1 pseudogene (only partly in view) is annotated in these 13,413 nt (G+C 64.4%); it reads right to left on the bottom strand.

Going from position 1 to position 13,413, the window contains the following annotated elements:
- Window positions 1-13,413: pseudogene (locus CCGE525_RS37185) on the bottom strand (non-ribosomal peptide synthase/polyketide synthase) (its annotated part continues 19,740 nt past the right edge of the window); the annotation flags it as partial.

Consider the following 13,413-nt stretch of genomic DNA (forward strand, 5'->3'; position numbering starts at 1 on the left):
CTAAGGCTCGTTTGCGTCAGCCGCTAAGGCCATTGATAGTAAGAATGCTAAAACCCGGCGGTTCTTCCGATCACTCATCAGGGTTACATGATCGCCGGGAACCGGCACGGCATGAATGGCAGCGACATCTAAGACCCTGTCCCAGCCGCGCATAGGTGACGTTTCTTCCGCCCCCATTGAATCGCCGACGCGCACGCGCCGGCCCATCGAAGGCGCGCTGGCATAAAATTGATGTATCTCGACTGGCAAAACTGGAACGTGATAGGACTGCAGCGCTTGGTGAAACTGTGCATACATCGACGCCGTATCGTAGAGTCCATGGTCTTCCGCTATTGCGCCGATTTCCTCAGCTTTCTGGAGCAACTCAGTAATTGAGCAATCTTTGGCAACACGCTCCAGGAAGTAGAAGCGTTCATCATCTAGCGTTTCGAGAGGCTCGAAAATCATTTCTAGCGCGATTTGCGCATCCGACATGCTTGGTGGAGTAGCGGGGAGGCTGGCATCAATCAAAGCCATGAATTGTACAGCATCATCGATGCTTAGTAAGTGCTGGGCAATTGCATAAGCCAAGATTGCCCCTGATGAATATCCAGCAAGACGGTACGGGCCTTGCGGTTGGATTTTCTTTATAACCCGAGCTACCTGCGCAGCTATTACTTCGAGAGTTGGTGGATCATTTTGGTTGAACGATGGCCATGGCAGAGCATACACAGGGCAGTCTATTTCCATATCCTTCACCAAGGATAGAACGTATGAATAATCTCCGTAACCCGTCGGAACAAAGAATAGTGGTGGTCGAGATCCAATCGTCCGAACGGGCAGGACTCCAGGGGTGTGACGGACGTGATCCAATTGAACTTTGGACGCAATTTGTCTTAGAACAGGAGCTTGGAAGAGATCGGCAGCACTAAACATCAATCCGCGGTTTGCTGCTTGGCTGAGCAGCCGAATGGCGAGCAGCGAGTGTCCGCCGAGTTCGAAGAAGTTGTCATGGCGTCCGACCCGCTCGAGACCGAGAAGCTCGGCCCAGATCCCGGCCAGCATCGTCTCGACCTCGCCGCGTGGCGCCTCATAGGCGGTGCGCGCATAGGCGTCGTCGCCCGGAACCGGCAGTGCCTTGCGGTCGAGCTTGCCGTTTGGTGTCAGCGGCAAGGTATCGATCCGCACGAAGGCCGACGGCACCATGTAGTCCGGCAGCAGGCTACCCAGATGGGCGCGCAGGGAGGCAGCAAGCTGCGCGCCATCGGCCTCGTACGATCCGGCCTCGGGTGCACAGACCACATAGGCGACGAGCCGCTTGTCGCCGGCGCGGTCCTCTTGCGCCACCACGACGGCCTCGCGCACGAAGGCGTGCTCGCAAAGCCGTGCGGCGATCTCGCCCGGCTCGATGCGGAAGCCGCGGATCTTCACCTGCTCGTCGTTGCGGCCGAGGAACTCCAGATTGCCGTCCGGCAGGTAGCGGGCCAGATCGCCGGTGCGGTACATGCGGGCACCGGCTTCGTCACTGAACGGATCGGCCAAAAACCGCTCGGCCGTCAGCTCCGGCCGGTTGAGATAGCCGCGCGCAACGCCAGCCCCGCCAATGTAAAGCTCGCCCACCGCCCCGAACGGAACCGGCGCGCCATGACCGTCCAGCAGGTAAATCCGCGTGTTGGCGATCGGGCGGCCGATCGGGACGATGTGATGGAGTTCAGGGACGTTCGTTTCAATAAGAAAACCGGTTGACCAGATCGTTGTTTCACTCGGACCGTAAAGATTCCTAAGAGAACTTACTTCTCTCTTAAGACGTAACGAAAGATTTGCAGGTAAGGCTTCCCCTCCACACAAGGCACGTGCGTCCGGTGTTCCTTGCCAGCCGGCATCCAATAGCATGCGCCACGTCGCCGGAGTGGCCTGCAACATGGAAATCTTGTGATGGACGAGAAGCCGCTGCAACCCAACAGCGTCCGTAGCATCTCGATGGTTAGCGAGTACGACCGAAGCTCCGGCACTCAATGGAAGATATAACTCCATGCCCGCGATATCAAATGAGATGGTCGTGACAGCTAGCAGTACATCTCGTTCAGAGATCGAGGATGTATCCAAAAAGGCAGATAGGAAATTCAGCACACTCTGGTGCTCGACCATGACACCCTTTGGCGTCCCGGTGGAGCCCGATGTATAGATGATATAGGCGAGATGGCGGGACGTCAGGCCGAGGGCGTGCGGCTCTGGGTCCATGGCCGGCAGTTCGGCCCAGGCCGGGGTGGCGGTATCGAGATCGACCAGCGTCAGACCGGCGATCGCCTCTGGGCCGAGGGCTTGGCGGCCGGCCGCATCGCAAAGCAGCAGCTGCGGGGCGGCATCCCCGAGAACCTGGATCAGCCGCTGAGACGGATAGGCTGGATCGAGCGGCACGTAGGCGCCGCCTGCCTTGAGGATCGCCAGCAGCCCCACCACCATGGCCGGGCTGCGCTGAAGGCAGATCGCCACCGGCTGGTCCGGCTTGACCCCAAGGGCGATCAGATGATGCGCCAGGCGGTTGGCCCGGGCATTGAGTTCGCCATAGCTCAGGTGCTCGTCCTCATGGACCACCGCCACCGCGTCCGGCGTCTTGGCTGCCTGCTGCTCGAACAGCTCGTGGATGCATCTGTCCGCAGGATAAGGCGCCTGCGTCCGGTTCAGATCCTCCAGCAGATAGGTCCGCTCCTCGGCCGGCAGGATGTCGAGATCGCACACCGGCATATCGGGGGCATGCTCCAGTGCTTCGGCCAGTTGCTCGAGCACGTGCTGCATATAACCGCAGACCCGCTCCGCAGAGATGGGCTCGGCCACTTCCGCCGTCAGGCCGAGCGCCTCGCCAAAATCCTCCACCGACAGGGTCAGCGGATAGTTGGTGCGTTCCTCGCTGCCCAGCCATTCCATGCCGGAGAGGATATCGTCCGTGCCCCCTGGCGCTGGCATGTTGTTGTGACGATAGTTCAACAGGGCGCTGAACAGCGGTGCCGGTGCTGCAATTCCGCTGCAGCGTTGCGCCAGTGCCAGCGAGGCATGCTCGTGCGCCAGCAGCTCGGAAAGCCGGCCATGGGTAATGCGAACACTCTCCTCGACCCCGGTCCCGTCGAGATCGAGCCGCACAGGCAGGGTGTTCATGAACAGGCCCATGGCACGGTCTGCACCGGTACCGGCATGCATGCGGCCGAACAGCACCGTGCCGAACACCACCTGCTCTTGGCCACTGCTCAGCGCCAGCGCCTGCCCCCAGGCCAGATGGCACAGGCTCGCCAGGCTCACCCCCAGCCGCCGCGCCTGGCCGCGTAGCCGATCGTTGAGCGCCTGCGGCAGCATCCGCCGCGCTTCGCCAGATCTGCTGCCATCGCCATGGACCTCGCTCAGTCCGAACGGCAGGGTCGGCTCGTCAATGTCGGCCAGCATCCCCCGGAAGAACTCTTCATGCGCCTTGGCATCAATTCCCAGCCGCGCCTGCGCCACCAGATTGCGGAACGGCTGCGGCGCCGGCAGTTCGTGCGCGCGGCCCTGCAGCACGGCCTCGACCTCGGCATGCATCACTTCCAGCGTCGTGTGGTCGCCGATCAGATGATGCTGCAGCTCCAAAAGCAGCCAGCGCCCGCCGCCACCCGGCTCGGGCGCGATCACGAACCGCATCAAGGGTGCCCGGGCCAAATCGATGCGATACTGACGCGGATCGAACCGGTGCCTGAGCTCAGCGGCGCCGGAACCATCACAGCCATCCAGCTCGACCTCGTCTACCTCGAGCGGCGCCTTGCGCCACACCACTTGCGCCGGGCTCGACAGGCCCTCCCAGACAAAGGCCGTGCGCAGGATGTCGTGACGGTCGACCACCTTTTGGAGCGCGCCGAGATAGCGCTCCAGCAGGTCACGGTCGGCAAAGGCCATCTGCGATACCAGCAGATAGGGATCACCGCGGCTGGCCAGAAGATGATGGAACAGGATGCCGTCCTGCAACGGCGACAGGGCATAGATATCCTGGATGTTGCCGACGCCGCCGGGCACCGTTTCCACGATCCGGTCGATCTCCTGTTGGGTAAGATCGATCAGCGGCAGCATCTCTGGCGTGATTGCCGTACTGTGCTCGCCGATCAGGTTGGCCGGGACCGTCACCTCGTGATGGCTGCCGAGGCTGGCGGCCAGATCGGACAGCACCGGTTTGGCAAACAGGGTGCGAACCTCCACGCCGAGCGACAGCCGCCGCAGCCGCTCCATCAGCTGCACGGCGAGCAGCGAGTGTCCGCCGAGTTCGAAGAAGTTGTCATGGCGTCCGACCCGCTCGAGACCGAGAAGCTCGGCCCAGATCCCGGCCAGCATCGTCTCGACCTCGCCGCGTGGCGCCTCATAGGCGGTGCGTGCATAGGCGTCGTCGCCTGGAACCGGCAGTGCCTTGCGGTCGAGCTTGCCGTTCGGTGTCAGCGGCAAGCTATCGATCCGCACGAAGGCCGAGGGCACCATGTAGTCCGGCAGCAGGCTACCCAGATAGGCGCGCAGGGAGGCAGCAAGCTGCGCACCATCTTCCTCGTACGATCCGGCCTCGGGCGCACAGACCACATAGGCGACGAGCCGCTTGTCGCCGGCGCGGTCCTGTTGCGCCACCACGACGGCCTCGCGCACGAAGGCGTGCTCGCAAAGCCGGGCGGCGATCTCGCCCGGCTCGATGCGGAAGCCGCGGATCTTCACCTGCTCGTCGTTGCGGCCGAGGAACTCCAGATTGCCGTCCGGCAGGTAGCGGGCCAGATCGCCGGTGCGGTACAGCCGATCGCCTTCGACAAAGGGACTGGCGATGAACCGCTCGGCCGTCAGCTCCGGCCGGTTGAGGTAGCCGCGCGCAACGCCAGCCCCGCCAATGTAGAGCTCGCCCACCGCCCCGAACGGCACCGGTGCGCCATCGCCGTCGAGAAGATAGACAACCGTATTGCGAATTGGTCGTCCCAGCGGCACTCGTTGCCGGCTATCGAAAACAGCAGGCACCGAATAGCAGAGACTGAAGGTGGTATTCTCTGTCGGACCATAGCCATTTGAGATCCGCAGCGTCAGATGTCGCTTCTGGCAGGCGCTGACGGAAGCGGGGGAGACCTCTTCGCCCCCGACCAGCAGTTGCTTTAGCCGATCAGTACTCCGCTTCTCCCCCACATAGACGTCGAACAATCGGGCAGTCATCCAGGCGATAGTGATACCTTGGTCTTGGATGATCTGAGCCAGTGTTGCGGTCGAGAGGTGATACCCAGGATAGAGCACAACCCTGGCGCCGTTCGCCAAGGCGCCCCAGACCTCGAACGTGGTCGCGTCGAATGTGGGTGAGGATGCGTTGAGAAAGACGTCCCGCGGGGAGATCTCTACGAAATCGTTCCCCGCCACAAGACGCACCATCCCGCGATGCTCGACCATGACGCCCTTTGGCGTCCCGGTGGACCCGGAGGTATAGATGATGTAGGCGAGATGGCGTGAGGTGAGCCCGAGGGCGTGCGGCTCTGGGTCCATGGCCGGCAGTTCGGCCCAGGCCGGGGTGGCGGTATCGAGATCGACCAGCGTCAGACCGGCGATCGCCTCTGGGCCGAGGGCTGCGCGGCCGGCCGCATCGCAAAGCATAAGCCGTGGGTCTGCATCCTCAAGAACCTGGATCAGCCGCTGAGACGGATAGGCCGGGTCGAGCGGCACGTAGGCACCACCTGCCTTGAGGATCGCCAGCAGCCCCACCACCATGGCCGGGCTGCGCTGAAGGCAGATCGCCACCGGCTGGTCCGGCCTGACGCCAAGCGCGATCAGATGATGCGCCAGGCGGTTGGCCTGCGCGTTGAGTTCGCCATAACTCAGCTCTTCGTCTTCATGGACAAGGGCGATGGCATCGGGGGCGCGGCGGACCTGCGCCTCGAACAGCTCGTGGATGCACTTGTCCGACGGATAGTCCGCCACCGTCCGGTTCAACTCCTCCAGCAGATAGCTGCGCTCGTCAGCCGGCAGGATGTCGATGCGGCCGACCGGCTGGCTTGCATCGGCGACCATCGCCCGCAGCAGCGCCAAAAGATAACCACGCTGCCGCACGATCGTCGCTTCCTCGAACAGCGCGCTCGCATAACCCAGCGTTCCGGTGATAACCTCGCCATGCTCGCAAAGGCTCAGTTCGAGATCGAACTTGACCTGATCGAACCCCTCCCCCGCAGCCTCCACACTTAGCCCGGGCAGGTCGAAGGACCCGACCGCGTTGTTCTCCCAGGCCAGCATCACCTGGAACAGTGGCGTGTGATCAAGAGCCCGGGGTGGCTGGACGATCTCCACCACCTGCTCGAACGGAAGGTCTTGATGCTCCTGTGCCGCCAGCGTCGTGCGCCGCGTCCGGTCCAGAAGCGCCGACACGCTCGGCTCGCCCGACAGGTCCAGCCGCAGCGCCAGGGTGTTGACGAAGAAGCCGATCAAGTCTTCGGTCTCGCGCCGCCCGCGATTGGCGCTCGGCACACCGATGACAAGGTCGTCCTGCCCCGACAGACGCGACAGCACCGCAGCCCAGGCCGCCAGCACCGTCATGAACAAGGTCGTGCCATGCTGGTGGCTCAGCCGCTTCAGGTCGCGCGTCAGCTCCGCATCGATGACGACAGGAACATTGGCCCCGGCAAACGACTGCTCGGCCGGCCGTGGCCGATCCGTCGGCAGTGCCAGACGGGCCGGAGCGCCGGCCAGGGTCTCGCGCCAATAGTCCGCCTGGGTCTGCAGCCGTTCCCCCGAAAGCCACTGGCGTTGCCAGGCGGCATAATCGGGATACTGGATCATAAGCGGCGGCAAAGGATCGTCCTGCCCAGCGGCGAATGCCCGGTAAAGGCTGCTCAGCTCCCGCACCAGCACGCCCATCGACCAGCCGTCCGAGACGATGTGATGCTGGGTCAAAAGGAAGACGTGCTCCTCGTCGGCCATGTCGATCAGCCGGGCACGGATCAGCGGTCCGCGCGACAGATCGAAGGGCGTACGCGCTTCCTCCTGGCACAGATCCAAAAGCGCCGTCTCGGCATCCGCCCTGCCCTTGAGATCGTGCTCGATCACCGGCAGCCCCGCATCCGGCGGCAGGATCTCGACCCGGGGCTTGCCCTGTGGCGCGACAAAGACGCTGCGTAGCGCCTCATGGCGCGCAAACAGACGGTTAAGGCTGCGCTGCCAGGCGCTGCGGTCGAGCACACCCCGAAGTCGCAAGCCCAGCGGAATATGATAGTTGGTGCTGCCCTCGTCCAGCTGCGCCAGGAACCAGAGCCGCTGCTGCGCGAACGACAGCACAAGCGGCGCATCGCGCGATACGGCCACGATCGCCGGCAGATCTTGCGGACCGGCCAGGCTCAACTGCTCGACAATGCTTTGTGCCAGATCGGACAGCACCGGTTTGGCAAACAGGGTTCTCAGCGGCAGCTCGACACCAAAAGCCAGCGACAGCCGGCTCAAGAGCCTTACGGCGAGCAGCGAATGGCCGCCGAGTTCGAAGAAGTTGTCGTGGCGTCCGACCCGCTCGAGACCGAGAAGCTCGGCCCAGATCCCGGCCAGCATCGTCTCGACCTCGCCGCGTGGCGCCTCATAGGCGGTGCGTGCATAGGCGTCGTCGCCTGGAACCGGCAGTGCCTTGCGGTCGAGCTTGCCGTTCGGTGTCAGCGGCAAGCTATCGATCCGCACGAAGGCCGAGGGCACCATGTAGTCCGGCAGCAGGCTACCCAGATAGGCGCGCAAGGAGGCAGCAAGCTGCGCGCCATCTTCCTCGTCCGATCCGGCCTCGGGCGCACAGACCACATAGGCGACGAGCCGCTTGTCGCCGGTGCGGTCCTGTTGCGCCACCACGACGGCCTCGCGCACGAAGGCGTGCTCGCAAAGCCGGGCGGCGATCTCGCCCGGCTCGATGCGGAAGCCGCGGATCTTCACCTGCTCGTCGTTGCGGCCGAGGAACTCCAGATTGCCGTCCGGCAGATAGCGGGCCAGATCGCCGGTGCGGTACAGCCGATCGCCTTCGACAAAGGGACTGGCGATGAACCGCTCGGCCGTCAGCTCCGGCCGGTTGAGGTAGCCGCGCGCAACGCCGGCCCCGCCAATGTAGAGCTCGCCCACCGCCCCGAACGGAACCGGCGCACCATGACCGTCCAGCAGATAGAGCCGCGTGTTGGCGATCGGACGGCCGATCGGGACATTTGCCGAGATGGCGGGCTCGCTCGGAATGTCATAGAAGATGCAGCCCACAACTGCCTCGGTCGGGCCATATTCGTTCACCATCCTGGCTGCCGGCTGGGTCCTGCGCCACAATTCTACCGTTGAGGACGACAGCGCTTCACCGCCGATGATAAACGTGCCGACCTCGCTCGACATCTTCCCCGCCAGCAACTGCCGGCCGAGCGCATCCAGGTGGCTCGGGGTGATATTGACCAGCCCGCACGGCGCGCCGATCCTTGTTTTGAGTTCTTCGACTTCATCTCCGTCGTTTACAAGGCGCGCATGGCCTCCACGGAGCAAGGGTGCAAACAGGCTGTTAACCGTTGCATCGAAGGCGAGTGATGAGGAGACCACGGAAGAGGATCTGGGATCATAAACGTCGCAGGCCCAGGACAGATAATTGCCCATCCCGCGGTGCTCGACCATGACGCCCTTTGGCGTTCCGGTGGACCCGGAGGTATAGATGATGTAGGCGAGATGGCGTGAGGTGAGCCCGAGGGCGTGCGGCTCTGGGTCCATGGCCGGCAGTTCGGCCCAGGCCGGGGTGGCGGTATCGAGATCGACCAGCGTCAGACCGGCGATCGCCTCTGGGCCGAGGGCTGCGCGGCCGGCCGCATCGCAAAGCATAAGCCGTGGGTCTGCATCCTCAAGAACCTGGATCAGCCGCTGAGACGGATAGGCCGGGTCGAGCGGCACGTAGGCGCCGCCTGCCTTGAGGATCGCCAGCAGCCCCACCACCATGGCCGGGCTGCGCTGAAGGCAGATCGCCACCGGCTGGTCCGGCCTGACGCCAAGCGCGATCAGATGATGCGCCAGGCGGTTGGCCCGGGCATTGAGTTCGCCATAGCTCAGGTGCTCGTCCTCATGGACCACCGCCACCGCGTCCGGCGTCTTGGCTGCCTGCTGCTCGAACAGCTCGTGGATGCATCTGTCCGCAGGATAAGGCGCCTGCGTCCGGTTCAGATCCTCCAGCAGATAGGTCCGCTCCTCGGCCGGCAGGATGTCGAGATCGCACACCGGCATATCGGGGGCATGCTCCAGTGCTTCGGCCAGTTGCTCGAGCACGTGCTGCATATAACCGCAGACCCGCTCCGCAGAGATGGGCTCGGCCACTTCCGCCGTCAGGCCGAGCGCCTCGCCAAAATCCTCCACCGACAGGGTCAGCGGATAGTTGGTGCGTTCCTCGCTGCCCAGCCATTCCATGCCGGAGAGGATATCGTCCGTGCCCCCTGGCGCTGGCATGTTGTTGTGACGATAGTTCAACAGGGCGCTGAACAGCGGTGCCGGTGCTGCAATTCCGCTGCAGCGTTGCGCCAGTGCCAGCGAGGCATGCTCGTGCGCCAGCAGCTCGGAAAGCCGGCCATGGGTAATGCGAACACTCTCCTCGACCCCGGTCCCGTCGAGATCGAGCCGCACAGGCAGGGTGTTCATGAACAGGCCCATGGCACGGTCTGCACCGGTACCGGCATGCATGCGGCCGAACAGCACCGTGCCGAACACCACCTGCTCTTGGCCACTGCTCAGCGCCAGCGCCTGCCCCCAGGCCAGATGGCACAGGCTCGCCAGGCTCACCCCCAGCCGCCGCGCCTGGCCGCGTAGCCGATCGTTGAGCGCCTGCGGCAGCATCCGCCGCGCTTCGCCAGATCTGCTGCCATCGCCATGGACCTCGCTCAGTCCGAACGGCAGGGTCGGCTCGTCAATGTCGGCCAGCATCCCCCGGAAGAACTCTTCATGCGCCTTGGCATCAATTCCCAGCCGCGCCTGCGCCACCAGATTGCGGAACGGCTGCGGCGCCGGCAGTTCGTGCGCGCGGCCCTGCAGCACGGCCTCGACCTCGGCATGCATCACTTCCAGCGTCGTGTGGTCGCCGATCAGATGATGCTGCAGCTCCAAAAGCAGCCAGCGCCCGCCGCCACCCGGCTCGGGCGCGATCACGAACCGCATCAAGGGTGCCCGGGCCAAATCGATGCGATACTGACGCGGATCGAACCGGTGCCTGAGCTCAGCGGCGCCGGAACCATCACAGCCATCCAGCTCGACCTCGTCTACCTCGAGCGGCGCCTTGCGCCACACCACTTGCGCCGGGCTCGACAGGCCCTCCCAGACAAAGGCCGTGCGCAGGATGTCGTGACGGTCGACCACCTTTTGGAGCGCGCCGAGATAGCGCTCCAGCAGGTCACGGTCGGCAAAGGCCATCTGCGATACCAGCAGATAGGGATCACCGCGGCTGGCCAGAAGATGATGGAACAGGATGCCGTCCTGCAACGGCGACAGGGCATAGATATCCTGGATGTTGCCGACGCCGCCGGGCACCGTTTCCACGATCCGGTCGATCTCCTGTTGGGTAAGATCGATCAGCGGCAGCATCTCTGGCGTGATTGCCGTACTGTGCTCGCCGATCAGGTTGGCCGGGACCGTCACCTCGTGATGGCTGCCGAGGCTGGCGGCCAGATCGGACAGCACCGGTTTGGCAAACAGGGTGCGAACCTCCACGCCGAGCGACAGCCGCCGCAGCCGCTCCATCAGCTGCACGGCGAGCAGCGAGTGTCCGCCGAGTTCGAAGAAGTTGTCATGGCGTCCGACCCGCTCGAGACCGAGAAGCTCGGCCCAGATCCCGGCCAGCATCGTCTCGACCTCGCCGCGTGGCGCCTCATAGGCGGTGCGTGCATAGGCGTCGTCGCCTGGAACCGGCAGTGCCTTGCGGTCGAGCTTGCCGTTCGGTGTCAGCGGCAAGCTATCGATCCGCACGAAGGCCGAGGGCACCATGTAGTCCGGCAGCAGGCTACCCAGATAGGCGCGCAGGGAGGCAGCAAGCTGCGCACCATCTTCCTCGTACGATCCGGCCTCGGGCGCACAGACCACATAGGCGACGAGCCGCTTGTCGCCGGCGCGGTCCTGTTGCGCCACCACGACGGCCTCGCGCACGAAGGCGTGCTCGCAAAGCCGGGCGGCGATCTCGCCCGGCTCGATGCGGAAGCCGCGGATCTTCACCTGCTCGTCGTTGCGGCCGAGGAACTCCAGATTGCCGTCCGGCAGGTAGCGGGCCAGATCGCCGGTGCGGTACAGCCGATCGCCTTCGACAAAGGGACTGGCGATGAACCGCTCGGCCGTCAGCTCCGGCCGGTTGAGGTAGCCGCGCGCAACGCCGGCCCCGCCAATGTAGAGCTCGCCCACCGCCCCGAACGGAACCGGCGCACCATGACCGTCCAGCAGATAGAGCCGCGTGTTGGCGATCGGACGGCCGATCGGGACATTTGCCGAGATGGCGGGCTCGCTCGGAATGTCATAGAAGATGCAGCCCACAACTGCCTCGGTCGGGCCATATTCGTTCACCATCCTGGCTGCCGGCTGGGTCCTGCGCCACAATTCTACCGTTGAGGACGACAGCGCTTCACCGCCGATGATAAACGTGCCGACCTCGCTCGACATCTTCCCCGCCAGCAACTGCCGGCCGAGCGCATCCAGGTGGCTCGGGGTGATATTGACCAGCCCGCACGGCGCGCCGATCCTTGTTTTGAGTTCTTCGACTTCATCTCCGTCGTTTACAAGGCGCGCATGGCCTCCACGGAGCAAGGGTGCAAACAGGCTGTTAACCGTTGCATCGAAGGCGAGTGATGAGGAGACCACGGAAGAGGATCTGGGATCATAAACGTCGCAGGCCCAGGACAGATAATTGCCCATCCCGCGGTGCTCGACCATGACGCCCTTTGGCGTTCCGGTGGACCCGGAGGTATAGATGATGTAGGCGAGATGGCGTGAGGTGAGCCCGAGGGCGTGCGGCTCTGGGTCCATGGCCGGCAGTTCGGCCCAGGCCGGGGTGGCGGTATCGAGATCGACCATCGCCAGACCGGCGATCGCCTCTGGGCCGAGGGCTTGGCGGCCGGCGGCATCGCAAAGCATAAGCCGCGGTGCTGCATCCTCAAGCACCTGCCCCAACCGGGCGCTCGGATAGGCCGGATCGAGCGGCACGTAGGCGCCGCCTGCCTTGAGGATCGCCAGCAGCCCCACCACCATGGCCGGGCTGCGCTGAAGGCAGATCGCCACCGGCTGGTCCGGCCTGACGCCAAGCGCGATCAGATGATGCGCCAGGCGGTTGGCCCGGGCATTGAGTTCGCCATAGCTCAGGTGCTCGTCCTCATGGACCACCGCCACCGCGTCCGGCGTCTTGGCTGCCTGCTGCTCGAACAGCTCGTGGATGCATCTGTCCGCAGGATAAGGCGCCTGCGTCCGGTTCAGATCCTCCAGCAGATAGGTCCGCTCCTCGGCCGGCAGGATGTCGAGATCGCACACCGGCATATCGGGGGCATGCTCCAGTGCTTCGGCCAGTTGCTCGAGCACGTGCTGCATATAACCGCAGACCCGCTCCGCAGAGATGGGCTCGGCCACTTCCGCCGTCAGGCCGAGCGCCTCGCCAAAATCCTCCACCGACAGGGTCAGCGGATAGTTGGTGCGTTCCTCGCTGCCCAGCCATTCCATGCCGGAGAGGATATCGTCCGTGCCCCCTGGCGCTGGCATGTTGTTGTGACGATAGTTCAACAGGGCGCTGAACAGCGGTGCCGGTGCTGCAATTCCGCTGCAGCGTTGCGCCAGTGCCAGCGAGGCATGCTCGTGCGCCAGCAGCTCGGAAAGCCGGCCATGGGTAATGCGAACACTCTCCTCGACCCCGGTCCCGTCGAGATCGAGCCGCACAGGCAGGGTGTTCATGAACAGGCCCATGGCACGGTCTGCACCGGTACCGGCATGCATGCGGCCGAACAGCACCGTGCCGAACACCACCTGCTCTTGGCCACTGCTCAGCGCCAGCGCCTGCCCCCAGGCCAGATGGCACAGGCTCGCCAGGCTCACCCCCAGCCGCCGCGCCTGGCCGCGTAGCCGATCGTTGAGCGCCTGCGGCAGCATCCGCCGCGCTTCGCCAGATCTGCTGCCATCGCCATGGACCTCGCTCAGTCCGAACGGCAGGGTCGGCTCGTCAATGTCGGCCAGCATCCCCCGGAAGAACTCTTCATGCGCCTTGGCATCAATTCCCAGCCGCGCCTGCGCCACCAGATTGCGGAACGGCTGCGGCGCCGGCAGTTCGTGCGCGCGGCCCTGCAGCACGGCCTCGACCTCGGCATGCATCACTTCCAGCGTCGTGTGGTCGCCGATCAGATGATGCTGCAGCTTCAAAAGCAGCCAGCGCCCGCCGCCGCCCGGCTCGGGCGCGATCACGAACCGCATCAAGGGTGCCCG

Source organism: Rhizobium jaguaris, assembly GCF_003627755.1.
Lineage (GTDB): Bacteria > Pseudomonadota > Alphaproteobacteria > Rhizobiales > Rhizobiaceae > Rhizobium > Rhizobium jaguaris.